This is a genomic window from Pontibacter sp. Tf4 (assembly GCF_014212495.1).
Taxonomy (GTDB): domain Bacteria; phylum Bacteroidota; class Bacteroidia; order Cytophagales; family Hymenobacteraceae; genus Pontibacter.
Genome location: NZ_JACKZC010000001.1, coordinates 273840 through 297614, shown reverse-complemented (window position 1 = coordinate 297614; position 23775 = coordinate 273840). Strand labels below are relative to the sequence as shown.

Here is a 23775-nt window from a genome sequence, read left to right as displayed (position 1 = left end):
CCTGATAAGTATAAGCAAATCATTGTTGATAGCTTACGCTATCTCGTAGAGCAAAACCGAGTGAAGATTTACGCTTTCGTAATCATGCCAAACCACCTGCACTTACTCTGGAAAATGGAAGAACTACATAAGCGGGGAGATGTGCAACGGGATTTTCTGAAGTATACTGCTCAGCAAATAAAGTATGATCTTGTAAAAAACCACCCTTTAGTGCTCGAGAGATTTAGGGTAGATGCCAAAGACCGGCGTTACCAACTATGGGAGCGAAATCCCTTGTCAATTTACTGTTACTCTGTTGCTGTTACCGAGCAGAAACTGGATTACATTCATAATAACCCCCTGCAGGAAAGGTGGCAACTCGCCTCTCTGCCCGAGGCATACCTATTCTCATCCGCAAAATTTTACATTGAAAATACCGATGATTTCGGATTCCTGACACACTATAGAGAATAAGAGCAGCTGTAGTTATTGTTGAAAGCACCAATAACTACAGAAAATCGCAGTAAGCTTTACTACATCTAACGTCTGAACTATAAAACAAAAAGCACCTGAAATCTCTCCCAGGTGCCTTTTATCAAACTATAGTTTATAGTTGCTTAGCTGTTGCGCACCACAATCTCTACACGGCGGTTTAACTGGCGGCCTTTGGAAGTTTCGTTAGATGCTGCCGGTTTGGCCTCTCCAACGGAGTGAACTGTGATACGGGCAGCGGCAATGTTTCCATTCTTCTGTAACCAGTCCTTTACAGCTTCGGCACGTTTCTGGGCCAGTTCTTTGTTGTAACCGGCACCGCCCTGGGCGTCTGTGTAGCCATAAATGCGTATCTGGCCATCTTTGTTGCGTTGTGCAATAGAAGTACTGACCTTTTTCAGGTTATCTTCTGCTCCTTTTCTGATCTCAGCTTTGTCGGTGTCAAACAGGATGCTTTCTTCCAGTACATACACGCTATACTTGTCGTTGCCACGCACCTTTACGTCACTGCCTTTAAACTCAGGCCAATCCACATCAGGCAAATTCATGTCAATGTTGTTCCAGTCGGCATCCCCGCTGGCGTCAATGTCAACTATAGAGCCATCAGCAGCCGAATCAGGTTCGTTTTCGTTCTCGAAGGCAACGGCAGTATCAGCGGTGGCTTCAGATGCTTCATTTTTGTCAGCTTCTGTTTGTTTGCTCATGTTATCGCAGGCACTCATGGCGCCTAACAACCCGCAAATCAGGTATAAAAAAGTCTTTTTCATAGTTTAAGTGGATAGTTATAGTAGTAGTACGCCACGGATAAAACTGTGGATATTCCATCCCCAAAAAACTATAAAAGCCAGCAGAGAGCGATACCTGTAACTATAGAAAAAGAGAGTGGTTTGCTTTTAGATGAGCTATGCCTGTTCCTGCACAACTATAGGTTCAGCCAGCCAGGCCATGGCCGTTTCCACGTCTTCAAAATCTTTCACCACCATATCGCCCAGGTTATCGGCACGTTTTACAATTTGCTCAACCGCCATTTTGTTGAACAGGTCTTCTGACACGACTGTTGCATTGCGGCGTAAAGAGCTTGCTACAATTTTAGGTATAACGTTCGCTACAAACCAATCCTGGTCGGCCTGCCGAAGGGCTCTGAGCTTACGGTTATCGCCTAACCAGCGCAGGGGCTCGTATTCGTTCATCAGGTCTATACATTTCTGCACCACATCCCGGAACTGTTGCCCGCTTATAAAGCCATTCCACTCAGCACGCCCAAGCCGTAACTCATCATCGTACGTGATGGTTACCACATCATTCTGGAAATATGTTAAGATCATAAACTATAGAACACCTTAAAAGCAGCATTGACCAACAGTGCTAAATTCAGATAAAGCTGCGAGATTACCAACAATGCTAAACCAGCTATATAATAACCTACTATACGGCTAATATGTTAAATAAAATGTGCTTTAAGCAAACCGCTACCTAAACACCCACAGGTTACAAGCCGGCATAAAAAACCCTGGCTAATATAACCAGGGCTTTCCTATATAGTTTAGATTAGTTTTCTGAAGAATAATTACTGTCTTACAAAGCGGTAAGTATCGCGGGTAATGCCGTTTGTTACATTCACAAAATACATACCTGCTTTTAAGTTCTGTACCGGCACTACCAGCTCGGCATTGGTAACCTGTGCAAACTGCATTACCACTTTACCGGCAGCATCCAGCACCACCACATCCGCCGACGCTACGGCCCGCGACATGGCTACAGTAACCTGGTTGGTGGCCATAGTTGGGTACACTTTGGCTAAGGCCTCGCCTGGTGCAGGTGCGGCAAAAGCTACAGCTACCGTTTTAGAGTAAGTCACAGTTCCATCAAAATCAACCTGGCGCAGGCGGTAGTGGTTGGTTCCGACAGCAGGTTTTGCATCTGTAAAGCTATAGTTGCGTTTAACACTGGTGGTGCCGCTGCCTGCTACTTCTCCTATTTTAGTAAAGTTTCTGCCGTCCTGGCTGCGCTCTACCTCAAAGCGGTCGTTATCTTTCTCGGATGCGGTTGCCCAGGTAAGGGCGGCTGTGCTCTGGCGGTTAACTGCTTTAAAGGCCAGCAACTCCACCGGAAGCGCCATGATCGGCTGCTCTTTTCTCCAGGACAAGTTGTGTATGGAAATACCCTGACGGCCATTGTTGCTGCGCGTTCCGGTAAGTGCATTGTTGTACTGTATTACCACCTTTGTTACTGCGCTACGGAAAGTTATAGTTACATCACCTTCAGCAGATGTATTGTCGTTTGAGATCAGGCCGTTTAATGTGTTAGCAGTAGTTGCCGACAATTCGTTGTAAGAGGTCGTTTTTACTTTATTTTTTACAAGTGGCACCTGCACACCATTGTTATATCCTACTACTGTCAGTTTATCTATAAACTGGCCCGCAGTTATGTCCACGTCAAAAATCGTGAAGGTCAGGTCTTCTACCGGCTGGCTCAGGTCGAGCTGTACCACAGAACCGGCGGTTGCAGTGGCTCCTGCCTGCACCAGTGTAAGCGATTTTGTGCCAGCTTTAAAGTTCTTATCATCAACCTTTGCTATCTCGTAAGCTACGCCTGTATTAAGCGAGTTAGACCAACGCATGGTAACGCCATCTACAGTATAAGGTGCTGTTGCAGTAAGGCCGGATACTACGAACGGGTTCTCGTCTAAAGGGCGTGTGCTCCAGTCGAAGGTAGATAAGCCGGTCTCTGGCATAGCTGAGATCATCACATCATCGATAGCATAGTATGCTTCGCCTTTACTTTGTGGGTTGTAAACAATTCTCCAGTAAATTCTAACGTCAGGCATACCCATGGCAGCAGCAGGCAAAGCAATAGGAGTACCGTTGTTTACCTTATTCCAGGTGCTGTTCACGTTGTTTCTGGATGTATAAAATGTAGTTCTGGTAGCGCCTCCGTTTACACTGTACTGCAGTTCTACAGACTCTGTAAGCTGAAACTGACTGCTATTACTGTTGTTATGAGGATTTCTGAACTGGTTCCACATGATAGTGGCGTTGCTATACCCTAAGGTGGATATAGTCAGGTACATGTTCTTCTCGCCACTGAGGGTAGTAGAGGTGCGGGCATAATTACCTTTAGAGGATGTAGCCACTGTGCTTGGAGTAGCATTATCAACCACCCAGCTATTAGCAGGCGCAGCATACACGCCGGCAACAGAACCGGTACCAGAGAAATTCTCCTGATAAAGCACTATCTGTGCAGAGGCTGCAACTGTAAGAGATAAAACTAAGGAGAGGAGAGTAAAAAACTTTTTCATATTCAGATTAACTGCAGCTATATATGAAATAACTATGCCATAAGCCGCCTCTTTAGCCTATGCACACTTAGCGCTAAACTGGCTATAATCTCCCTTAATTTAAAGCACTGATTTAAAGCATTTTATAAAGCAGACCTAATTTTGAATAGTGATAACTGTCATCTTTTGTAAGACCGAAAAAATATTCGTCCATCGCTATATTATTCCATATTTGGGAAATACCATAGGTCTTTGGGAAATTTGAACATCTGGCTTAACTTCTATTTTACAGTAGGCAAAAGAGTCATTAAAAATGTAGAGCAGGCTATAGTTGCAGCTTTAACATAATAGCACTATATTGTTTCAGCAACTGTCAGGTTGGCACGCTTTGTAAATGCGTTTTAATAGTTTAGAGCCATAATGTCAAGGTTTTATAGTTAGGCGGGCAGGCAACGGTGTGGCACATGATTTGCACAATACCCTGTGAGTAATCGATAGAGGAGAACGACATGAACTTAATACATAACAAGAAATTCCTGAAGAATATAGCGCAGCATCTTAACCTGTTCAATACTATATCGGGTGGGGTGAGTGAGACGCAGGTTACAGTATCTAAATACACCAGGGGAGCTGTTATTAAAGTGTGGGCAGCCAGTGTAAGTCCGGAGTCATTTAAGGTGATGGTGCATAACAACCAGCTAACCATCTTCTCGCTGCTACACAGCAATGATAACCCTGACCTGCATGTACCGATGTTTAACCGGGTGTTTGTAATTCCGCCACAGGTAAATATTAACGAAATTGAGGCAGTTTACCACGAAGGACAACTACAGGTAAGGTTGCCTTACCACAGCGCTGCCATCAGGCCAAAAGAGATCGAGATAAAACAACTATAAAACAGAAGGGCTACCGTTTCGGGTAGCCCTTTTTATTTTCCGCTTCAATTCTCCTGAGCTATAGTTCGCTCTTTATAAACTTTGCTTTAATAATGGATGTCATGTAATCATGCACCTCTACGGTTTCCTGGTCATAGGAGAAAGTGTTATAACTATCGGCGGTGGTTTGCGATACACGGCAGCCGTTATTGATCATCATATAAATAAGTTCGCGCAACCGGAACGGGTGACCGGCTACATTCAGGATGCAGTCTGCATCGCTGGTCTCTACACGCAGAAACATGTGCTGTACATGGTTTACATCCGACATTATTTCCTGATCAGACATAGGCAATCTATTCTTTACTTTGGCTTTGGTTTATACTATAAACCTATAAAAGCTAAAATAGTGCCATCTGCAGACCATCATTTATAAACATGTTTTTACCGCCGCGGGTGTTTTTTGCGCCAGCCTACTACAAATACCATTATCCAGACGGCATAAAGCGGTGAGAGTACAGCAGGCAAAAACGGGTCTACTGCTACCCAGAGGTAGCCCTGTGCCACCAGAGTAAGCAAGGCACCACCAACGGCCACCCGATAGTATGTAGCAGCAGACTTCATGAACACATATACGCAGCAACTATAGCATAAACAAAAACAGCAGCCCCTTCCGGAGCTGCTGCTCTAAAACAAACTATAGCTAAACAATTAATTTAACCTGGTGGCTGGCATGGCTTTACCTTTGTGGTGCATGTACATTTTGGTTATCCGGCCGTCGGCATCTTTCTCAAATGTAACCTGGGCAGGCGCTACTTTTACAAAAAACTTATCTTCCTCCTCCGGGAATATCGGAAAGCTCTCAGGGCCGGCGCTTACATACAGCAGGTTGTCGGTTAAAGTAACGGTGAACACCATTTTGGGACCCACCTGGTATTCGCCAACATAAGCTGCCAGTTTCTCAGGGCTTAACAGTACTACCTGGCGGGCTACCGGCACTTCGTAAGGCGCCCCTAAAACGATAGCAGTAATGTCGGCAGAGATGGGGCCGTTTACCTGCTGCGACTCATAGTTGCTCATAATAGTGATGGCTATGTTTTGCTGCGGCAACCGTATAAAATTAGCTTTAAACCCGTTTATAGCGCCACTGTGGCTGATGCGTAGCGTGTTGTGTACCGAATCTATTACCCAGCCGTAGCCATAGTTCTTCATAACCGGGGTAAACATTTCTTTCAGCGATGCTTCTTTCAGCAGTTTGCCTGAGCGCAGGCCTTCATCCAGTTTGGCAAGGTCGGTGGGGGTGGCGTACATGCCGCCGGCTGCATGGCACCAGCTCATATCAATATACCGGGCAGGCTTACGTTCCAGCCCGTCGTGGTTGTAGCCTTTGGCCATGCCTTGCACCGGGGCGCTAAACTCCAGCCCGGCTGTGTGCATTTTCAGCGGTTTCAATATTTGTCTGGCCAGTACTTTCTCGTAAGGCTTGCCAGTAACTACCTCAATTACACGCCCTAGCAATATGTAGCCGGTGCTGCTGTACTTCCATTTGGTGCCAGGCTCAAACTCCAGCTTGTTATCCTTAAAAAAAGCGATTATCTGCTGATTGGTAGCTGGTTTGGTGTTTACATCTTTCCACATGGTCACGTAATCCGGCAAGCCAGCGGTGTGGGTAAGCAGCTGCTGCAACGTAATCTTGTCGCTGTTCGGGAAATCGGGGAGGTACTTGCTCAGTTTATCCTGTACGTTTAGCTTGCCCCGCTCCTGCAGCTGCATGATAAGAATAGCCGTGAACGATTTTGTGACAGAGCCGATACGGTACTTCACATCCGTGCCATTGGGAATACCTTTTTCGTAGTCGGCCATGCCGAAGCCTTTGCTATAGATGGTTTTGCCGTTTTGGGTTACTGCCACAGTACCACTGAACGTACCCTGAGCCAGGTGGGCATTCAGGTACTCATCCAGTTTAGCCGACAGATTCTGTGAGGGTTGTGCCGCAGTAACGTTGGGCAACAGCAGTACCAGCGTAAAAGCTACCAATGCTCTGAGCAGGGCAGCAGGTGTAGAAATGATTTTCTTCATAGTTTTATTTTGTTGTGCGTGTAGGTATCTTCCGTAGTTTGCAATTGAAGACAGCACAAATATAAAACACAGTACTATGCAACACAAGGTACTATAAACATATCTACACCATTACATAAATTTTCTTTGTGAATAGCCGCTATAGTTGGGTAAAGGCAAAGTAGGGGCACAAAAAAACCCGGCTTCAGGGCCGGGTATTCATCAAACGAAAGGCTTCCGCACGAGAGATCTTTTTCTCCAGTATAAGCGGTGGATCATCTTCCTTAGCCACCACCAGCGTGAACTTTCCCTTCTCGTCCTGGTAATAGATAAGTGTTGTCAAATCCTCGTATCCTATACTATAGATCTTTCGTTTCTTTCCTAAAAAATTATATTTATCTAATTCAATATTTCTCAGTAACCTCATATCCCTACTATCTTCTGGTATTTTAAACGGTTACCCCCCGGGTCATGGTTTCAAAATCACCAAGTTATACCATGCTTTCATGCAAATATTTATACAATTGAGAATGATGCACTTAGCATACAAATATGCTTATATTAGCAACTCTGTAACCTGTAAAACTGCCAGCTGCAACAAAAACCGATGACCGGGCTAACTATAAAAGAGATAACCTTGCCGGATGAGATGCTGGCACAATACCACTTAATAAAACAACTGAACCCTGCGATGCCGGAAACTGCCTATGCCGAACTGCTGCGCCAGATGCTGCCAAACGGCTACCGCATGGTGGGTATTTTTGATGGGGAGACCTGCCTTGGCCTGTCTGGTTTCTGGATCAACACGAAACTATACAGCGGCAGGTACCTCGAAATTGATAACTTTGTGGTAGATACCGGCAGCCGCTCACTGCAACTGGGCAAGCGCCTATCTGACTGGCTGCATGCGCTGGCCCTGCAGGAAGGTTGCCAGACCATTATGCTGGATGCTTATACCAGCAATAACGCAGCGCACAGGTTCTACTTCCGCGAGGGTTTCCACATCAAGAGCTATCATTTTTATAAAACACTGTAATGCAACAACAAGGCAGATATGGTTTCTGGGTGTGGCTGCTCTACTTTGTAATATTTGAGCTGGTGGTGTACCTGGGGCTGAGCTACCTGCTCTCGGGCATAGGAGAAACCAACCAGTACCAGGCAGAGAATACCGTGGTGCCCAATTGGGTTAAAGCAGTTGTTTTTATACTTTTATACCTGTTGTGCCTGCTTATTGCCGTTATGGTAGTAAGCAACTTTGTGCCAAGCAAACACCGCGGCCAGCTTATGCGTTGGGTATACCTGGGCCTGCTAAGCCTGCCGGTTATGCTGTTTATCCTTTTTAACTGAAATACTATAATGGCGCTTCTGCGTTAATCTATAGTTAATGATCCGAAACATGATGAGAAAACAACTAAGCCTGCTGCTGTTGCTGTATGTTACCTGTAGTGTAACGCTGCTGGCGCAGAATACACAGCCTTACTTCTTAAAACTGCACACCGGCGAGGTGATACCAGCCCGCAAGATCCAGCTTAAGTCGCCGCTCTTCAAGTCTAATTATTTTCTGGTGGATGATTCACTGAGCTATAGTCCGGCCATGGTAAATGCTTACCAGAACAGCGAAGGGTATTTTGCCCGCATAGAGCCAGGCAACCACTCCGATGCTTTTGCCAAACGCATACTGGAAGGACCACGCATTGATAAGTTCTACACTTCGCGCATGACCTACGATGGCTATTCTTACTCGCCGTATGGTTATGGGTATGGTCCGCCCCGCACCAGCCGACGCCGGGTGTACTATTTCTCCAAAGACGGTGGTCCGCTTTATTTATATAACCACGAGAACCTGGAAATGGCACTTGGCGATAACCCGTCAAGCCTGCTTCTGCTACAGCGTTACAAACGCGAGAAATACATAAACACAGGGGTAACTATCATCGGAGCCGGGCTTATGGCCTTAGGTGTCATGAACTCGCAGCGCACCTACGATGGCGACATAAAATTATCGCCGGTACTGTATGCCGGGGCCGGTATATTAGGCGGACAAGTGGTGTTTAACCTGTTCCGGAAAGATAAACTGATGCAGGCAGTGCAGGTCTATAATTACCAGGTAAAACAGTAAGCCCGTTTCGTTACAGCTATAGTTTAAAAAACCGTGGAGAATCTGTTATTGCTGCATGGCGCCCTGGGCGCAGCATCTACCTTAATGCCGTTGCAGCAGGCGCTTTCAGCCAGCTACACCGTATTTACACCTGAGTTTGCAGGCCATGGCGGCAGCGATTTTGCCAGCGAGCCATTCAGCATACCGCTGTTTGCGCAAAACGTGCTGGATTTCATGGACCGGCAGCAACTACAGCAGGCGCATATTTTCGGCTATAGTATGGGCGGCTACGTTGGCCTGTACCTTGCTGCCCGACATCCTGACCGGGTAAAGAGTGTTTTTACACTGGCTACCAAATTTGCGTGGTCTGAAGAGGCTGCTGCCAAAGAAGTAAAGCTGCTGAACCCTGAAAAGATAAAAGAAAAGGTACCGCAGTTTGCAGCCACCCTTGCCGAACGCCACGCTCCCCGGAACTGGGAAGAGGTGATGCACCAGACCGCCGGCCTGATGCTGGGCCTCGGCAAAGCGCCTGTGCTTACCGCTGACGTGCTTGCCACCATACAGCAGCCGGTGCAGGTAGCCGTAGGCGACCGGGATAACATGGTAACCATAGAAGAAACCACAGCAGCTTACCGTCAGTTGCCAAACGCGAGGCTCCTGGTGCTGCCTGCCACCCGCCATCCACTCGAAACAGTGGCCACCGACCGTTTACAACACGAAATAAACCTTTTTACTGCCAGCCTTCCGGCATCAATACCTGTTCTATAGTTATGCGAGTTATGCGTTCCGTTTTATTTAAGTCCAGATCTTTTTTCTCTACCCTTATCGTTATCACCCTTTGCCTGAGCCTTTTTTCCTGCGCAGGCAGTAAAGCCAGCTTCGGGGAGCGTGGCTACACCGAAGAAGGCAAGGCATCATACTATGGCCGTAAGTTTCAGGGGCGTAAAATGGCTAACGGTGATCCGTATCGCCGAGGCAAACTAACGGCTGCGCACAAAAAGCTGCCTTTTGGCACCAAAGTAAAAGTTACCAATACCGTTACCAACAAATCTGTAAAAGTGAAGATAACCGACCGCGGGCCATTTGTGAGGGGCAGGATCATTGACCTTTCAGAAGCGGCAGCAAAACGTGTAGGCATGATAGACGACGGGGTAGCACCTGTAAAAATGAAAGTGATAAGAGCGGCAGCAAAAAAATAAATAGCGTTTACCATATACTTACCCGGCAATTTTATCCGTTAACAATAAGAAAACAATCGTTCTCTAAATTATACAATATATTAATTGTGAATCCGTAATTATTACCATATATTTGGGTGTGAAAAACTTCTGGCAACTTTTCCGGCTTTCTTTACCTGTAGCAGCAATCGCAATGCTGCTGTCGTTGCCATGCCCGGTTGCGCTTGCCAATAACAATGGTTCAGCCCAGAGTGTAACTACTGCTACCGCACTGGAAGCTGATGGCACCAAAGCTGCTGCTGCCAAATCCAAAACCAAGCCCGCCGCTGCCAGAACCCGCGACAAGTCCGTACTGGATGCGGATGTGCTGGATAGCCCGCTTGCCTATTTTAAAGAAGCCTTTACGCCGGAAGACGAAAAATCAGATAACGAGGTAGCACCTGCCTTGCTTAGCACTGTAAAAGCCCTGGTGGCCACGCTTCTGTCTACAGTACTTTAATCCTACTACTTCCAGCTCCGGAAGCCCTGTTTCCCTGTAAGTATATCAAAGAAAAGCATAAAGTCTGATGCCAGACTATAGAACGGGTATTTGAACGTAGCGGGTTTGTTGCGCTCGAAAAAGAAATGCCCTACCCACGCAAAGCCATAGCCAATAACGGGCACTGCCCACAGCCACAAATACTTACCAGTAACTATAGCTACTATTGCTACCACTATAAGTAAGCCTGTACCTATAAAATGCAGCACCCGCGTAGTGGTTTGCTGATGCTCGGACAGATAGTACGGATAAAACTCTTTGAGAGAAGTATAGCGCTTGGGGTCAGGTGTATCAGCCATAACTATAGTTTTTACACCTTAACTTACGGAATAACAGCTATAGTATCAACTATAGTCGGCCCTGGTTTATATGAGATCGGTGAGCAGGGCCAGCACCAGGCCGAGCATGGTAGCGATAAGCTTGTTGCGGTTAAAGCTATGCTCAGGGCTTGTCTCGAACAGGATGGTGGTGGAGATGTGCAGAAAATTACCCGCTACCAACCCGGTAAGCGCCGTGTACACCATCCCGCCATGCGACTCGTGGGCGAGCAGCGAATTGCTGACCAAAATACCCAGCGGCGAGCCTATTGCAAACACCAGCAGCCACGCAAACGCTTTTCTGAAATTCTTTAGCCTGGAAAGCAACACCGACATTAAGGCAAAAGCTGCCGGTACATGGTGCAGCGCCACGCCCAGCAATACCGAGTAAAAGCTGCCTTGGTGATGCATGTGCCCCACCGCCCTGTAATCCTGCTCTATCAGAATACTTCCTTCCAGAAAAGAGTGCACAAATAAAGAGCCCAGCAGCAGAAACGGAACAGCATCGGTGTGGTGGTTATGCGTGTGCGTGTGCATGTGGCCGTGCTCTACGCCATGCGAGAAAAGCTCCAGAATAAGCTGCAGAAAGAAACCGGCCAATACCCAGTAACCTACTATATGCGGCTCTTTGTTGGTGACCAGCACATCAGGCAGCAGGTGGGTTATAGTAATGGTAAACAGGTAGGCCCCGCTAAAGGCCAGCGCCATTTTAAGCCACCGCACATTGTCCGGCGGAAACAGCTTTACCAGAAAGCCCGACAGTACTACCGTAAAAAACAGGACAAGTATAGCTACAATCATGCGGGCACTTATTTTTTAAGGACAAATATCATGCGTTCGCTGCTTTCCGGCTTAAACGAATGCAGGTCGTAATCGCCGAATACTTCTGCCAGGCGGAGCTGTGCCATTCCAAAGTATTCCATAAAATCTTCCAGGCGCAATGCTCTCACCCGCTCCTCAAAACAGTAGTCTTCGCCTTTATCCGAGAAGCGTATGGTTTTAACGATAAAGCCATTCTCTACCCCGCGGTGTATATGAAACTCAATGCCCTCCACCACCTTCACTTCTTCAGCTACCAGGTTGGCAATGGTCAGGTTGGTGTTCATAAAATCGATCACCAGTTTGCCGCCGTGCTTTAAGGTACTGGCTACCGCGCAAAGGGCTACCACGTTCTCCGTCTCGTTCTCGAAATAGCCAAAGCTGGTGAACAGATTAAGAATAAAATCGAAGGACTCGGGCTGATAGACTTCGCGCATGTCGTGCACGGCAAAATGCAGCCGCTCGTTCTCGAACTGTTTTGCATACGCAATGCTCTGCTCCGACAGGTCCAGGCCGGTAACATCGTAGCCTTTCTGGTTCAGGTAAACCGAATGACGGCCTTTGCCGCAAGCCAGGTCCAGTACTTTTTCGTGTGGCTTGGGGTGCAGGTAGGTTAGCAACTTATCCATAAACTGCTGTGCTTCCTGATCGTCTCGGTTTTGATATAATATATGGTAATAGGGGGAGTCGAACCAGGTACTGAACCACTCTTGTTCCTGTTGGGCCATCGCAGTTTATTCTAATAGCAAATTGAGTGCAAATATAACCTAAAATATCTGATCGTGGATATACGGATAACGACAGGCAGGGTACTATAACAAGCAGCGATAGTTTTAAATCATTAAAAAAAGCCTGCCGCTCTCTTGTAGCGGCAGGCTTTTTTAATGCCTAAAGCTGTTAAACTTATTGCTTTTTAGCGCCTGGCTGTACAGCGCCGGCAGCAGTGTTTGTTTCAGCAGCTTCGTTAATGCTATCCTTCGGCTGCAGGGTATTTGCGCCTGCATCATGGTTTGGCATTACTTCCTCGTGTGTTACTTCTTCCTGCACCGTGCCATCAGCAGCTACTTCTTCAGTTCCGGCATCGGATACGTTAAACGTTTTGCGGGTTCCCGGCTCTACATAGTCAGTAGACACTTTTTCGCCTGGTCTATAATCCTTTGGCGCATCGCAGGAAGCCATAAACAAACCGCAAACCGCGGCAAATACTGCTATTACGTTCTTATTCATTTTTGTACGTTTTTATACTTGATCTATAGTTGCTTTGCCAACAGGCAAACAGCCAACTTGTTATATTTTAATAGTTTACGACAGCTGTGAGAGCTTAGGTTATAGCACCGTTAGGCCAGCAGGTTTTTGCGGCGCAACAGGCTTTCCATCAGTTTTACATCATTAGCCCCTACAAATATACGATAAGGCATGTGTATAAAAACAGGCGCCTGAAAAGTACGTGCTACCCAGCCTTTCCAGCCGCCTGGCAGCTGTGCGCTTGTTGGCGGCTGCAGCCACAGTAAAAAGGCATCGTCAGAGCGCTCTGCTTTTTCGATCATGTCCCAGGTCATGGTCATGCCTTCGCGCTCGTTGCGCTTCATCACAATCTGGCGTGAATCTATCTCGTAATTCAGTTTCTCGAAAAGCGGGTTGCCCTGCTCCACGCGTGTAACACCCACGATCTGAGCCGAGCGCAGGGCCACAAAAATAAGCGTAACAATTACGGCACCTGCTACCCACCACCACGAAAAGCTGAAAACAGCCGGCAGCATGAACAATGCAAAGGGTATTAACGCATACCACCACTCACGGCGCCACACTTTGCCTAGCGCCACTTTGGTGAACAGGTCTTTATCTAACTGGTATTTCTTTGTGCGGATGGTGCCCGGAGCTGCCCCCTGTGGTGCACGAAATCTTTGGTTTAATTGCTGCATTATACTTGTTTAATCAGTTGTTGCCCTGCCGTTGCTTCTACTGCTTCTGTTCTCTGGCTGCAGGGCGCGGCCAAAACTATAGTTTATAAGCCTTCAGGCTCAGGTCAAGACTTTTAATGGAATGGGTTAGCGCCCCTACCGAAATGTAATCCACGCCACACTCGGCTACGGCCCGTATAGTTGCTTCGGTTATTCCGCCGGATGCTTCCGTTTCATACCTGCCACCAATCATGGCTACGGCTTCGCGCATCATGTCCGGCGTCATGTTATCCAGCATTATGCGGTGGATGCCTCCTGTTTCCAGGGCCTGTCTTACTTCGTCCAGGTTACGGGTCTCTACTTCTATGCGCAGGTCCTTGCCTTTTTCCTGCAGGTAACGCTGTGTGGCAACTATAGCTTCTTTAATACCGCCAGCATAGTCCACGTGGTTATCTTTCAGGATGATCATATCAAACAGGCCGAAGCGGTGGTTGTGCCCGCCCCCGATCACAACGGCCCATTTCTCCATAATCCGGAAGTTTGGTGTTGTTTTGCGGGTATCCAGCAGTTTGGCGTTGGTACCTTTTATCAGCTCTGTCAGGTGGTGCGTGTAGGTGGCAATACCGCTCATGCGCTGCATGCAGTTCAGCACCAGGCGCTCAGCTGTAAGTATGCTTTGTGCTTTGCCTTTCACGGTCAGGGCTACATCGCCATATTTTACACTGGCCCCATCCTGCAACAATACTTCTACCTGCAGCTCCGGGTCCACGGCGTTAAAAATGTAACCGGCCAGCTCTACGCCCGCCAGTATGCCATCTCCTTTTACCAGCAGGCGCGCCTGGTTCTGCGCATCCGCCGGAATAGAAGCCAGCGAAGAGTGGTCGCCGTCGCCAATGTCTTCGGCCAGCGCCATCGCGATAAAATCGCTTATACTTTTCTGGGTAAGGTAAGTCGGTTTCACGGTGCAAAAATAAAAAAAGGCTCGGGATAAACCCGGGCCTTTGTAAAAATATGCGTTTTATACTTAATCTTTTATAAAATTCATCGATTGTATCTTCGATTCTTTCATTCGTACTAATACTGTGTAGGTTCCGCCTTTAGAGGTATAGGTACCGATGGCGTATTGCTGGCCTTTATCAGACGAGCCCTGGTGGCTGTACGTAAAGTCGACAGGGGCATTTTTGCTGAAGAAGTTCTTCATCACAAATTCGGCCTGCGTGCTGCTGTATCCGGTAGCCTCTTTGCCATCAAGCGCCAGCTCTACGGTGCCGCTAAAGTTACGGGCCAGGTCCTTGGACGATCCGGCTTTCATTGCGGCTTTCACGTTTTCCATTACACCGCCCTGCGCCATTGCCTGCCCTGTAGCCATAAACACCACCGCCACAACCAAAGAGAATACTACTGCAAACTGTTTAAAATTTTTCATACATATTATTTGTAACCCGCCACACTTAAAGCTAAAACTATGCCAACTAATGCACCCGGTATCAGTCCCTAAAGTTAACATTATTTGTAGCATATACGCAATCCGGCGTGGCCTATAGTTTCCCGGGTAAATTATACTTTATGCCACTCCGCAGGAGTTTATATAGTTAAGCACAGCCACGCAGCCATTACAAGATTATACCTATATTTGCAGCATGAATAAGCAGGTACTTTTAATGATCCTGGACGGGTGGGGAATAGCCACTAACCCAGCAGTTTCGGCCATCCAGAAGGCCAGCACACCTTTCTACGATTCTATTATCCATAAATATCCGCATACCAGTTTACAGGCATCCGGCGAGGCCGTGGGCTTACCGCACGGACAGATGGGAAACTCTGAAGTGGGACACATGAACATTGGCGCCGGCCGCGTGGTGTACCAGGACCTGGTGCTGATAAACAAAACGATAGCAGAGCACAAGCTAAGAAACATGCCTGCCCTGGCCAATGCTTACCAGTACGCGAAGGAGAACAAAAAACCGGTGCACCTGATCGGCCTGGTGTCGGATGGGGGCGTGCACTCGCACATCAACCACCTGAAAGCTTTATGCACAGTTGCTTTTGATGAGGGCATACAGGATGTATTTATCCATGCCTTTACCGATGGCCGCGACACCGACCCGAAAGGCGGCGTAAAATACATGAACGACCTGAGCGAGCACATTGATAAGACTACCGGAACTATAGCTTCGGTAATTGGCCGCTACTATGCCATGGACCGCGACAACCGCTGGGAGCGCGTAAAACTGGCTTATGACCTGATGGTGCACGGCAATGGCACTCCTTCTACCAACGTCATCAGCTCTATACTGGAGTCGTACAACAATGGCGTTACCGATGAGTTCATCAAACCTATCGTTCGGGTGGATGGCAACGGAGAGCCTGTAGCAACTATAAAAGACGGTGATGTGGTGATTTGCTTCAACTTCAGAACGGACCGCGGGCGCGAAATAACGCAGGCCTTAACACAGCACGACTTTCCGGAGCAGAACATGCACAAACTGAACGTGCACTACGTTACCATGACCAACTATGATGATACGTTTGTAAACGTAACACCCATATTTGACAAGGATAACCTGAACAATACGCTGGGCGAGGTGCTGGAGAAAGCCGGCAAAACACAGATACGCATAGCCGAAACCGAAAAATATCCGCACGTAACGTTCTTCTTTTCAGGGGGCCGCGAAACCGAGTTTAAAGGGGAGAAACGCCTGCTGTGCCCATCGCCAAAAGTAGCCACCTACGACCTGAAACCGGAAATGAGTGCCTACGACCTGCGCGATGTGCTGATACCGGAACTACAACAGAAAAGCGCTGATTTTGTGTGCCTGAACTTTGCCAACCCGGACATGGTAGGCCACACCGGCGTGTTTGAAGCTGCCGTAAAAGCCTGCGAAGTAGTAGACGAATGTGCCGCCGCCGTAGTAAATACAGCCCTTGAAAATAACTATGACATTATAGTGATAGCCGACCACGGCAACGCCGACTGCATGATAAACGAAGACGGTACACCAAACACGGCACACACCACAAACCTTGTTCCCTGCGTATTGGTAAGCAATACCTTTAAAGGCGAGCTGCACGAAGGTAAGTTAGGCGATATCGCCCCGACAATACTGGAACTGATGGGCATACCGCAGCCGCCTGAAATGACCGGAACATCGCTGATAAAACACTAAACCTGGTGAGAAACTATAGTATAGCCTGTATAGCAATAGCGTTGGTGGCACTGGTTGCCTGCGAGCAGCCGGTGCCACGCAACAGCAGCGCAGACGGCACTTTTGATGTTGCAGGGTATGTGCAGCAGGAAATCCAGCGCCTGCAGACCCGCCAGCCGGCTGTACTTAAATCGGTCAGAACGGAGAACGAGCCTGCCGAAACTATACAGCTGGAACGGGTAGAGTGGGCCGAAGAGCTTGCCGTTTTTGAAGAAGCCGACATCAACAAACCTACCCTGAAGGAATATTATAGCCGGGAGGAGCAAGTATTACCGGAAGGTGGCAAGGCCATTACCTTTAACCGGCTGCCGGACGCCGAAGCACCGATAGAGCGCTTGTACCTGCACCTGAGCCCCGAAAACAAGCTGCAGCGCCTGGAAGCCACCCTGCAGGACCAGAACCTGCTTTTTTACTCGCGCCGTAAGGCTGTACTGGAAGCTGACCCGTTGAGCGGACACCTGCAGAGCTACCACATCAACGGGGTGCAGAAACTTGTCTTCAGCGATTCGCTGCACTATAGTGTACAGGTAAACTTATAAGCAAATAAAAGGCTTAGCCTTAACGCATTACAACAACTTATTTTTGTAATTTTGCACTTTATCTTACTTTACCTGTAAGCGTACTATAGTCTATACTTTTACCCGTTGTTTTATGCGTTTATTAGCTTTTTTAAGCCTTGCCCTGCTGTTGTCGGTGCCGGCATGGTGCCAGCCTGCAACCTCTGCTACGCATAAAACCGGTCGTACCTGCGCCACAGACCTGTACCAGGAAACATTAGAGCGCCTGGAGCCGGGCACCAAACTACAGCAACAAAAAGCCCGCGAAGCAGCTAACCAGTACCTGAGCCGGCATCCCGAAAAGGGGCAAGCCATGCGCCGTGCCGGTGTCATCACCATTCCGGTTGTTTTCCATGTGATCTATAACACAGAGGAACAGAACATCCCGGATGAGCAGCTGTTTTCGCAACTGGCTGTGCTGAATGCTGATTTCAGGAGAACCAACGAGGACCGTATTAACACACCCAGTCATTTTGCTGCACTGGCCGGCGATGCAGGTATAGAGTTTTGCCTGGCTACCACAGGCCCGGACGGCCTGCCAACCAATGGCATTACCCGTACACTTACCGCTGCCAAAAGCTTCAGTGCATCCAATAACCGTATCAAGCGTGCCGACAATGGCGGAGCCAGCGCCTGGGACCGTAACCAGTACCTCAATATCTGGGTTGGCAACATCGAAGATGACATACTGGGCTGGGCCACCTTTCCGGGTAGCTCCTCAGCACAGAACGATGGCGTGGTACTGCACTACAAAACGGTAGGCGCTGCACCCTACAACAAAACCAACTGGGAATACAACAAAGGCCGTACTGCCACACACGAAATTGGCCACTGGCTGGGCCTGCGCCACATCTGGGGCGACGCAGATTTTTCCTGCTCCGACTCTGATGGCATAGCCGACACTCCAAACCAGTACAAACCAACCTACGGCTGCCCTTCTGCTGTGAACATAAGCTGCAACAACGGCCCTTACGGCGACATGTCGGAGAACTACATGGACTATAGCGATGATGCCTGCATGAACCTGTTTACCAATGGCCAGATAGCCTATATGCAGGCGATGCTCAGTTCATCCCGAAGCAACATACTGGAGTCACCGGCATGTACCGGTGGCCTGGTGGCCGGCTTTGAAGCTGCTACCGAAACCCTTGTGAGGCCGGGCAGCGCTGTTACGTTCCAGGACAAATCGATAGGGGTAAGGCCAACCTCGTGGCTGTGGGAGTTTGAAGGTGGCGTTCCGGCAACATCTACCGAGCAAAACCCAACTGTAAGCTACACCACGCCCGGCAAATACAAAGTTACGCTTACAATAGCCAACAGCCAGATGAGCAGCACCGAAACCCGGGAGCAGTACATAGAGGTAACACCGAACCAACTTACGGTTTACCCCGTTCCGGCCTCAGACTACATTATGATCGAGCAACCGGCTACAGTTACTCTGCGCCACGTGGAACTAATAAACCGACTGGGACAGGTTATGTTTAAGCAGGAAGTTACCACGCGTACAGCAGAGCTTCGCACAACAGGCATACCAAGTGGCGTTTATATCCTGCGCGTAACCAGCTCCGAAGGCACCGAGACCAGGAAAGTCACCATCATCAGGTAAGCTATAGTTTATTCGCCCATCAGGGTAACTACCAGCCAGCGTTTAGAGGCATGGTTGCGGTGCTCGCACAGGTAAATGCCCTGCCAGGTGCCCATGTTAAATTTACCATTGGTGATGGGCACGGTAACCGAACTCCCCAAAAGAGCAGCTTTCAGGTGTGCCGGCATGTCGTCGGGGCCTTCGGAGGTATGCCGGTAATAAGGGGCGTTCTCGGGCACCATTTTATTGAAGTGGCTTTCAAAATCCTGCCTTACGGTAGGGTCTGCATCCTCGTTTATAGTCAAGCTGGCCGAGGTGTGTTTAATAAAGATGTGCGCCATGCCCACTTTTATGTCTTCCAACTCCGGCAACTGCGACGTTATCAGATCAGTGATCAAATGGAAACCCCGCGCTACAGCAGGTAATCGTATCTCTTTCTGGGACCAAATCATAGTTTTCAGTTAGAAAGTTAGAAAAGTATAAGTTAGAAAGTGAGCTATAGTTACGTAGTTACAGAGTTTAAGACCTTGCTGTGTGTTTTCACCACTAATTATAAAGTTGGTTACCTGAATTAGTGGTAGAAAAACAACCAATGACAAAGGTCTTACGAGTTAATGAAATTAGTGTGGTTAAACTATAAACCAGACAATTGCTGTGTTAAAACTTTCTAACTTATACTTTTCTAACTTTCTAACTATAGCTCAATCAATTATGCGTTCGTAGGCGCCGATGTCGGGTTTGGTAGTGCTGCGGGTTTTGCCGGTCAGGTCTTTACCTATAGTTGGCAATACACGGGCAGCACCACTGGCCGGCGACAGCGTATCGAGCTGGAAGTTATACTTGCCCGGCTCTTTAAATTTCGGCTCCTTGTTCAGGATGTTGTCTGTGTCTTTCAGCTCATCGGCGTACAGGGCGGTGCGCAGCAGGTTATTGGCTATTTCTATAGTTGCAGTGGCACCCACATCCAGCAGCAGCTCATCCTCCATACTATAATCATCGGAGTAAACGATAGAGTTGATCAGGCGCAGGCTGGTAGGCTTGTCTTTTATCTCGGTTTCCGGAATGTAGTCTGTTATTACAAAAGCCGGGTTCTGGCGCGGCAATGTGTTGTTATAGTTAACTATAGTAGAGTAGAGCACCTCGTAGTTGCCGCCGCCCAGTCCGCCAAAGCCAAATTGCCCGCAGTTATAGATCAGCGTGTTCACCACCTGCACATCCGACGTGAAGGCTATAATACCATCCAGAAAAGCATGGGCTATGATACAGCCTTCTACCAGCGTACCACTTTTGCCGGGGTTACCAATACGCAGCCCGTAGGTTGTGTTCCGTATGTCAGTATACTTAATGCTGTTGTCGCTGCTTTGGGTCAGGATTCGGATGCCTTCCCACTGGCCCGGTGCCCTCTGGTATTCCGGCTCCCGGCGGTAACCGCTGAATGAGATCCTGTTTTCAGGTGTGCCGTTCGCTTTTAAAGTACCGTTTACCAGCAACACGCCTTTGCTGCCTGCAAATATTTTTGTGCCGGGTTCTATAGTTAGCGTGGCGCCTTGCGGCAGAAACACAGTGTCAAGCAGCACATGCGGCAGATCGCTTGTCCAGGTAGTAGTGCCTATCGTTTCTTTGCGGTGGAATACTGCATTTTGCCCGTAAGCCACCAGTTTTATAGTTTGCCGCTGCCCGTTTGTATCAAACAGGATAGAATCCGCTACCAGGAAAGGCAGGTTTTTATCAGAAGGGTTGATATTGACTTTAACCAGAATGTACAGACTGTCCTGCCCGCGCAACTCCAGGTTGTTCTTAACTATAGTTTCCTGGCCGTTGATGATCAGGTTGTAGGGAGATGCCTCGGCACCGGCCAAGGTAATGTTGCTGATGCGAACCGCTTTATTGTTGCGGTTATACACCTTCAGTCGCCTGGTTACGCTGCCCTGCGTTACAAAAACCGTATCAAACAGTACCGTATCCTGCGAGAACTCGAGTATGGCGCCCGGGTCTGTTGTCAGCACTTCATCCTTCGGCTCACACCCAACTATAGATAGTAGGCACAGCAGGGGCAATATGGCGAGCAGGTATCTCAAGGATTAATTGTTAGTTGTTAAATTGTTGATGGTTGGAAATCGTTATACTGGCTATGCACGCAACAGTTCAGCAATTTAGCTATTTAGCCAGTAAACATCTCAGCAATTAAACTATAAGCAACAAAAAAGGATGCAGTTACGGCTGTTTCGCCGGCTGCATCCTTTGCATAAATTTAAGCAGGTGCTTTATTATTCTGCTGTAGCGCCTTCTTTCAGTCGTTCAGCGTTCTCAGCAATACGTAGCTCTTCTACAAAGTCGTCGATGCCGCCATCCATTACGGCAGGCAGGTTATACACAGTGTAACCAATACGGTGGTCGGTCACGCGGCCCTGCGGATAGTTATAGGTACGGATCTTATCGGAACGGTCGCCGCCGCCTACCATGCTTTTACGCTGGGCACCTTCGGCTTCGTTTTTCTTGGCCAGCTCTACTTCGTAAATACGGGAGCGAAGTACCGCCAATGCTTTGTCAAAGTTCTTCAGCTGCGATTTCTGGTCCTGGCACTGCGCCACAATACCAGTTGGGATGTGCGTTAAACGAACAGCTGAGTACGTCGTGTTCACTGACTGACCACCCGGGCCTGACGAACAGAACAGGTCCTTGCGCACGTCGTTCATGTCTATTTCCACATCAAACTCTTCGGCTTCCGGCAAAACCACTACCGATGCTACCGAGGTATGGATACGGCCCTGTGTTTCGGTCGCTGGTACACGCTGCACGCGGTGCACACCAGACTCGAACTTCAGTTTACCATACACGTCCTCGCCCGATACACCAACTATAATCTCTTTGTAACCGCCTGAAGTACCCTCTGTGGCATCCATCAGTTCCATGCGCCAGCCCTGCTTTTCCGCGAAACGGCTGTACATGCGGTACAGGTCGCCGGCAAAAATAGAAGCCTCGTCGCCACCAGCTCCGGCACGAATTTCCATGATAATGTCCTTGCTGTCGTTCGGGTCTTTCGGGATCAGCAGCTCTTTCAGGGTTTCTTCCATGGCATCGCGCTGAGGTAGTAACTCATCCAGCTCTTCTTTTGCCATCTGGCGGAAGTCTTCATCTTTCTCTGTCGCAATCACCTGCTTGGCGTTGTCGATGTTGCTCAGGATGTTCTTATACTTTTTATATTCAACTACGATCTTATCCAGATCCTTATACTCTTTATTCAGCGCCTTGAACTTCTTCATGTCGCTGGCCACATCCGGCTGAATAAGCAACTGGCTTACTTCTTCAAAACGCTGATTAATGGCTTCTAACTTATCTAACATCGTGCTTTTCTGGTTTTAGGCTGCAAAGATACAAAATTGGCATGTAGATTTTAGTATTCCTTTTTGCCGCTCCGGTATAATTATAAGCCGTAATCTGTTCTAAGCTATAACTTTAAAGCTGTAACTATAGTTTCAGTGGGCGCAGCGCAAAATTGCAGCCAACATTATAAACAAAACCTATAAACGAATAAATTAAATCTATAGCTTCTATTGCCCTATTGTCGGCTGAAACATTTACTTTTGACAGTAGTTATTACAAGAGACAAAACTAAATCTGTACATCACTAACAATAATGATATGGCTGTAATAGTAGCAACTGACAACGATTTTACACAGGTACTTAACTCGAACCAGAAGGTGGTAGTGAAATACTATGCTGACTGGTGTGGCAGCTGCCGTTTATTTTCTCCGAAATTCAAGCGTATGTCTGACGACGAAGCTTTTGCGAACGTAGCTTTTGTAGATGTGAACGCCGAAACAAGCCCGGAAGCCCGCAAACTGGCCAGCGTAACGAACCTACCTTTCTTCGCTATTTTTAAGAACGGACAGCTGGTAGACTCTGTAGCTGCCAGCAAAGAAGAAGCCGTTCGTGAACTGATCCATAAATTAGATGCTTAATTATGAAGATACCCGCCATAAAAAAACTGGTAGAAAACTATAAGCTGGACGAACTGATGGCTGCCGAAGCAGCTATAGTTGAGGAACAGCCCCTGAATATAGAAGTAGAAGGAGACGACGAAGGCGAGCAACTGACACACGTACTTGCCGCTGTCTGGATCCTGAACGAAATGAACGATAACGGTACTGATTTTAAAACAGCACTGCGTGCCTATACCCAGAAAGTACGCGTTTCTATCAGCTAAAACTATAGTTTAAACTATAAGTACCTTATAAAACAAAGGCCCGGACGTAAGTGCCCGGGCCTTTGTTTTAGATATTATTATTCGCAAAAAATTCTTCAGCCAGCCTGCCACCTTTGTCGGTACAGATGCCGCGCACGTAGTACAGGTAAATGCTCCGGAACACTTCGGCCAGGTCGTATTTGTTAGGCGGGAAAACAACAGGGTTCACCATCATAAAGAACTGCTCCAGAATAATTTTGGTAACCAGTTGCAGGTTTATGTCCTTCCGGAAATAGCCTTGCACCACACCACGGTTCAGTATTTCGGCGTTTACCTGCTGGTTATTTTCGCTTATGTAGTTCATGCTAACTTGCCAGGCTTCGGGGTACAGCTGCATATCTGCAATATAAACGGGGTTTATCTCACGAATCCTCCTGATCCCATCCTGCAGTATCATCATGATCTCCTCAACAGGATTCGAAGCTTTCTGGAGCATAATGGTCTGCTGGTGCTGCTGCTGTTCCAAATCATAGCGGGTTACCTGCAGTACCATGTCCTGCCGGTTGGCAAACAGCTCCTTAAATGTGGACTGCCGTATATCCAGTTTCCGGATAATATCTGTATCTGAGTTTGCTTCTATCCCTTCGCGCTTAAACAGCTGCAGCAACTCCTCCAGTATGGTTTCTAAAAATGTCATCTACTAATTTT

31 protein-coding genes are annotated in these 23775 nt (G+C 47.9%); 13 read left to right on the top strand and 18 right to left on the bottom strand.

Annotated features, from left to right (window positions below):
• The first annotated feature begins 60 nt into the window (after positions 1 to 60).
• Positions 61 to 453, top strand: a complete 393-nt coding sequence (locus H7F15_RS01300) for a transposase (RefSeq protein ID WP_255481025.1) — start codon at positions 61 to 63, stop codon at positions 451 to 453.
• Between the two features lie 143 nt (positions 454 to 596).
• Here H7F15_RS01300 and H7F15_RS01295 read toward each other — a convergent pair whose 3' ends face one another.
• From H7F15_RS01295 to H7F15_RS19605, 3 genes are all read right to left on the bottom strand, one after another.
• Complete coding sequence (locus H7F15_RS01295) at positions 597 to 1238, bottom strand: OmpA family protein (protein WP_185195138.1); 642 nt, start codon at positions 1236 to 1238, stop codon at positions 597 to 599.
• A gap of 135 nt (positions 1239 to 1373) precedes the next feature.
• Positions 1374 to 1796, bottom strand: coding sequence for an STAS/SEC14 domain-containing protein (locus H7F15_RS01290; protein ID WP_185195137.1), 423 nt, complete (start codon positions 1794 to 1796; stop codon positions 1374 to 1376).
• Between the two features lie 242 nt (positions 1797 to 2038).
• Entirely contained in the window at positions 2039 to 3703 is a 1665-nt protein-coding gene (locus H7F15_RS19605; protein ID WP_185195136.1) for a T9SS type A sorting domain-containing protein, read from the bottom strand.
• Positions 3704 to 4257: 554 nt separating this feature from the next.
• Here H7F15_RS19605 and H7F15_RS01280 point away from each other — a divergent pair.
• Positions 4258 to 4644, top strand: a complete 387-nt coding sequence (locus tag H7F15_RS01280; protein WP_185195135.1) for an Hsp20/alpha crystallin family protein — start codon at positions 4258 to 4260, stop codon at positions 4642 to 4644.
• A gap of 58 nt (positions 4645 to 4702) precedes the next feature.
• Here H7F15_RS01280 and H7F15_RS01275 read toward each other — a convergent pair whose 3' ends face one another.
• From H7F15_RS01275 to H7F15_RS19385, 4 genes are all read right to left on the bottom strand, one after another.
• A complete protein-coding gene (locus tag H7F15_RS01275) occupies positions 4703 to 4972 on the bottom strand; it encodes a hypothetical protein (protein ID WP_185195134.1) in 270 nt (89 codons plus the stop codon).
• Positions 4973 to 5067: 95 nt separating this feature from the next.
• Entirely contained in the window at positions 5068 to 5247 is a 180-nt protein-coding gene (locus H7F15_RS01270; RefSeq protein ID WP_185195133.1) for a hypothetical protein, read from the bottom strand.
• An 87-nt stretch (positions 5248 to 5334) separates the two neighbouring features.
• Positions 5335 to 6702 carry a serine hydrolase gene (locus tag H7F15_RS01265; RefSeq protein ID WP_185195132.1) on the bottom strand — a complete coding sequence of 456 codons (1368 nt, stop codon included), beginning with the start codon at positions 6700 to 6702 and terminating at the stop codon, positions 5335 to 5337.
• Positions 6703 to 6886: 184 nt separating this feature from the next.
• On the bottom strand, positions 6887 to 7024 hold the full coding sequence (locus H7F15_RS19385; RefSeq protein ID WP_255481024.1) for a hypothetical protein: 138 nt from the start codon (positions 7022 to 7024) through the stop codon (positions 6887 to 6889).
• 264 nt (positions 7025 to 7288) lie between these two features.
• Between H7F15_RS19385 and H7F15_RS01255 the strand changes: the two genes are divergently transcribed.
• From H7F15_RS01255 to H7F15_RS01230, 6 genes are all read left to right on the top strand, one after another.
• Positions 7289 to 7717, top strand: coding sequence for a GNAT family N-acetyltransferase (locus H7F15_RS01255; RefSeq protein ID WP_185195130.1), 429 nt, complete (start codon positions 7289 to 7291; stop codon positions 7715 to 7717).
• Complete coding sequence (locus H7F15_RS01250) at positions 7717 to 8028, top strand: hypothetical protein (protein WP_185195129.1); 312 nt, start codon at positions 7717 to 7719, stop codon at positions 8026 to 8028. The genes H7F15_RS01255 and H7F15_RS01250 overlap by 1 nt, the downstream gene beginning before the upstream one ends.
• A 49-nt stretch (positions 8029 to 8077) precedes the next feature.
• Positions 8078 to 8800, top strand: a complete 723-nt coding sequence (locus H7F15_RS01245; protein ID WP_255481023.1) for a hypothetical protein — start codon at positions 8078 to 8080, stop codon at positions 8798 to 8800.
• Between the two features lie 33 nt (positions 8801 to 8833).
• On the top strand, positions 8834 to 9547 hold the full coding sequence (locus H7F15_RS01240) for an alpha/beta fold hydrolase (protein ID WP_185195128.1): 714 nt from the start codon (positions 8834 to 8836) through the stop codon (positions 9545 to 9547).
• Positions 9548 to 9558: 11 nt separating this feature from the next.
• Positions 9559 to 9978, top strand: a complete 420-nt coding sequence (locus tag H7F15_RS01235) for a septal ring lytic transglycosylase RlpA family protein (RefSeq protein WP_185195127.1) — start codon at positions 9559 to 9561, stop codon at positions 9976 to 9978.
• A gap of 118 nt (positions 9979 to 10096) precedes the next feature.
• Positions 10097 to 10456 carry a hypothetical protein gene (locus tag H7F15_RS01230; RefSeq protein WP_185195126.1) on the top strand — a complete coding sequence of 120 codons (360 nt, stop codon included), beginning with the start codon at positions 10097 to 10099 and terminating at the stop codon, positions 10454 to 10456.
• A gap of 5 nt (positions 10457 to 10461) precedes the next feature.
• Here the strand turns inward: H7F15_RS01230 and H7F15_RS01225 are convergent, their stop codons facing one another.
• From H7F15_RS01225 to H7F15_RS01195, 7 genes are all read right to left on the bottom strand, one after another.
• Positions 10462 to 10794 carry a DUF962 domain-containing protein gene (locus tag H7F15_RS01225; protein ID WP_185195125.1) on the bottom strand — a complete coding sequence of 111 codons (333 nt, stop codon included), beginning with the start codon at positions 10792 to 10794 and terminating at the stop codon, positions 10462 to 10464.
• Between the two features lie 66 nt (positions 10795 to 10860).
• Complete coding sequence (locus H7F15_RS01220) at positions 10861 to 11613, bottom strand: ZIP family metal transporter (RefSeq protein WP_185195124.1); 753 nt, start codon at positions 11611 to 11613, stop codon at positions 10861 to 10863.
• A gap of 8 nt (positions 11614 to 11621) precedes the next feature.
• Positions 11622 to 12359 (bottom strand): cyclopropane-fatty-acyl-phospholipid synthase family protein, encoded by a 738-nt coding sequence (locus H7F15_RS01215; protein ID WP_185195123.1) that lies wholly within the window; start codon positions 12357 to 12359, stop codon positions 11622 to 11624.
• A gap of 175 nt (positions 12360 to 12534) precedes the next feature.
• Complete coding sequence (locus H7F15_RS01210; RefSeq protein WP_185195122.1) at positions 12535 to 12858, bottom strand: hypothetical protein; 324 nt, start codon at positions 12856 to 12858, stop codon at positions 12535 to 12537.
• A 110-nt stretch (positions 12859 to 12968) separates the two neighbouring features.
• Entirely contained in the window at positions 12969 to 13553 is a 585-nt protein-coding gene (locus H7F15_RS01205) for a hypothetical protein (protein WP_185195121.1), read from the bottom strand.
• Positions 13554 to 13629: 76 nt separating this feature from the next.
• Positions 13630 to 14493 (bottom strand): carboxylating nicotinate-nucleotide diphosphorylase, encoded by an 864-nt coding sequence (gene nadC / locus H7F15_RS01200; protein WP_185195120.1) that lies wholly within the window; start codon positions 14491 to 14493, stop codon positions 13630 to 13632.
• A gap of 63 nt (positions 14494 to 14556) precedes the next feature.
• A complete protein-coding gene (locus tag H7F15_RS01195; RefSeq protein ID WP_185195119.1) occupies positions 14557 to 14958 on the bottom strand; it encodes a DUF4783 domain-containing protein in 402 nt (133 codons plus the stop codon).
• Between the two features lie 214 nt (positions 14959 to 15172).
• Here H7F15_RS01195 and gpmI point away from each other — a divergent pair, with 214 nt between their 5' ends.
• From gpmI to H7F15_RS01180, 3 genes are all read left to right on the top strand, one after another.
• Positions 15173 to 16699 (top strand): 2,3-bisphosphoglycerate-independent phosphoglycerate mutase, encoded by a 1527-nt coding sequence (gene gpmI, locus H7F15_RS01190; protein ID WP_185195118.1) that lies wholly within the window; start codon positions 15173 to 15175, stop codon positions 16697 to 16699.
• A 5-nt stretch (positions 16700 to 16704) separates the two neighbouring features.
• Positions 16705 to 17277 carry a hypothetical protein gene (locus tag H7F15_RS01185; RefSeq protein WP_185195117.1) on the top strand — a complete coding sequence of 191 codons (573 nt, stop codon included), beginning with the start codon at positions 16705 to 16707 and terminating at the stop codon, positions 17275 to 17277.
• Positions 17278 to 17389: 112 nt separating this feature from the next.
• Complete coding sequence (locus tag H7F15_RS01180) at positions 17390 to 18901, top strand: M43 family zinc metalloprotease (protein WP_185195116.1); 1512 nt, start codon at positions 17390 to 17392, stop codon at positions 18899 to 18901.
• A gap of 8 nt (positions 18902 to 18909) precedes the next feature.
• Here the strand turns inward: H7F15_RS01180 and H7F15_RS01175 are convergent, their stop codons facing one another.
• The 3 genes from H7F15_RS01175 to prfA form a co-directional block, all read right to left on the bottom strand.
• Positions 18910 to 19332 carry a secondary thiamine-phosphate synthase enzyme YjbQ gene (locus tag H7F15_RS01175; RefSeq protein WP_221626955.1) on the bottom strand — a complete coding sequence of 141 codons (423 nt, stop codon included), beginning with the start codon at positions 19330 to 19332 and terminating at the stop codon, positions 18910 to 18912.
• A gap of 249 nt (positions 19333 to 19581) precedes the next feature.
• A complete protein-coding gene (locus H7F15_RS01170) occupies positions 19582 to 20958 on the bottom strand; it encodes a right-handed parallel beta-helix repeat-containing protein (RefSeq protein ID WP_185195115.1) in 1377 nt (458 codons plus the stop codon).
• Positions 20959 to 21147: 189 nt separating this feature from the next.
• The gene (gene prfA / locus H7F15_RS01165) at positions 21148 to 22224 is read right to left on the bottom strand and encodes a peptide chain release factor 1 (protein WP_185195114.1); all 1077 of its coding nucleotides are present in this window, start codon (positions 22222 to 22224) and stop codon (positions 21148 to 21150) included.
• A gap of 298 nt (positions 22225 to 22522) precedes the next feature.
• Between prfA and H7F15_RS01160 the strand changes: the two genes are divergently transcribed.
• Complete coding sequence (locus tag H7F15_RS01160) at positions 22523 to 22843, top strand: thioredoxin domain-containing protein (RefSeq protein ID WP_185195113.1); 321 nt, start codon at positions 22523 to 22525, stop codon at positions 22841 to 22843.
• A gap of 2 nt (positions 22844 to 22845) precedes the next feature.
• The gene (locus tag H7F15_RS01155; protein ID WP_185195112.1) at positions 22846 to 23088 is read left to right on the top strand and encodes a hypothetical protein; all 243 of its coding nucleotides are present in this window, start codon (positions 22846 to 22848) and stop codon (positions 23086 to 23088) included.
• A 67-nt stretch (positions 23089 to 23155) separates the two neighbouring features.
• Here H7F15_RS01155 and H7F15_RS01150 read toward each other — a convergent pair whose 3' ends face one another.
• A complete protein-coding gene (locus tag H7F15_RS01150) occupies positions 23156 to 23764 on the bottom strand; it encodes a TetR/AcrR family transcriptional regulator (protein WP_185195111.1) in 609 nt (202 codons plus the stop codon).
• Positions 23765 to 23775: the final 11 nt, after the last annotated feature.

Excerpts from the sequence above, each read along its gene's own strand:
- H7F15_RS01295 (WP_185195138.1), bottom strand. The coding sequence starts at position 1,238 with ATGAAAAAGACTTTTTTATACCTGATTTGCGGGTTGTTAGGCGCCATG.
- H7F15_RS01290 (WP_185195137.1), bottom strand. The coding sequence starts at position 1,796 with ATGATCTTAACATATTTCCAGAATGATGTGGTAACCATCACGTACGAT.
- H7F15_RS01280 (WP_185195135.1), top strand. The coding sequence starts at position 4,258 with ATGAACTTAATACATAACAAGAAATTCCTGAAGAATATAGCGCAGCAT.
- H7F15_RS01275 (WP_185195134.1), bottom strand. The coding sequence starts at position 4,972 with ATGTCTGATCAGGAAATAATGTCGGATGTAAACCATGTACAGCACATG.
- H7F15_RS01270 (WP_185195133.1), bottom strand. The coding sequence starts at position 5,247 with ATGAAGTCTGCTGCTACATACTATCGGGTGGCCGTTGGTGGTGCCTTG.
- H7F15_RS01265 (WP_185195132.1), bottom strand. The coding sequence starts at position 6,702 with ATGAAGAAAATCATTTCTACACCTGCTGCCCTGCTCAGAGCATTGGTA.
- H7F15_RS01255 (WP_185195130.1), top strand. The coding sequence starts at position 7,289 with ATGACCGGGCTAACTATAAAAGAGATAACCTTGCCGGATGAGATGCTG.
- H7F15_RS01250 (WP_185195129.1), top strand. The coding sequence starts at position 7,717 with ATGCAACAACAAGGCAGATATGGTTTCTGGGTGTGGCTGCTCTACTTT.
- H7F15_RS01245 (WP_255481023.1), top strand. The coding sequence starts at position 8,078 with ATGATGAGAAAACAACTAAGCCTGCTGCTGTTGCTGTATGTTACCTGT.
- H7F15_RS01235 (WP_185195127.1), top strand. The coding sequence starts at position 9,559 with ATGCGTTCCGTTTTATTTAAGTCCAGATCTTTTTTCTCTACCCTTATC.
- H7F15_RS01225 (WP_185195125.1), bottom strand. The coding sequence starts at position 10,794 with ATGGCTGATACACCTGACCCCAAGCGCTATACTTCTCTCAAAGAGTTT.
- H7F15_RS01220 (WP_185195124.1), bottom strand. The coding sequence starts at position 11,613 with ATGATTGTAGCTATACTTGTCCTGTTTTTTACGGTAGTACTGTCGGGC.
- H7F15_RS01215 (WP_185195123.1), bottom strand. The coding sequence starts at position 12,359 with ATGGCCCAACAGGAACAAGAGTGGTTCAGTACCTGGTTCGACTCCCCC.
- H7F15_RS01210 (WP_185195122.1), bottom strand. The coding sequence starts at position 12,858 with ATGAATAAGAACGTAATAGCAGTATTTGCCGCGGTTTGCGGTTTGTTT.
- H7F15_RS01205 (WP_185195121.1), bottom strand. The coding sequence starts at position 13,553 with ATGCAGCAATTAAACCAAAGATTTCGTGCACCACAGGGGGCAGCTCCG.
- H7F15_RS01195 (WP_185195119.1), bottom strand. The coding sequence starts at position 14,958 with ATGAAAAATTTTAAACAGTTTGCAGTAGTATTCTCTTTGGTTGTGGCG.
- gpmI (WP_185195118.1), top strand. The coding sequence starts at position 15,173 with ATGAATAAGCAGGTACTTTTAATGATCCTGGACGGGTGGGGAATAGCC.
- H7F15_RS01180 (WP_185195116.1), top strand. The coding sequence starts at position 17,390 with ATGCGTTTATTAGCTTTTTTAAGCCTTGCCCTGCTGTTGTCGGTGCCG.
- H7F15_RS01175 (WP_221626955.1), bottom strand. The coding sequence starts at position 19,332 with ATGATTTGGTCCCAGAAAGAGATACGATTACCTGCTGTAGCGCGGGGT.
- prfA (WP_185195114.1), bottom strand. The coding sequence starts at position 22,224 with ATGTTAGATAAGTTAGAAGCCATTAATCAGCGTTTTGAAGAAGTAAGC.
- H7F15_RS01160 (WP_185195113.1), top strand. The coding sequence starts at position 22,523 with ATGGCTGTAATAGTAGCAACTGACAACGATTTTACACAGGTACTTAAC.
- H7F15_RS01155 (WP_185195112.1), top strand. The coding sequence starts at position 22,846 with ATGAAGATACCCGCCATAAAAAAACTGGTAGAAAACTATAAGCTGGAC.
- H7F15_RS01150 (WP_185195111.1), bottom strand. The coding sequence starts at position 23,764 with ATGACATTTTTAGAAACCATACTGGAGGAGTTGCTGCAGCTGTTTAAG.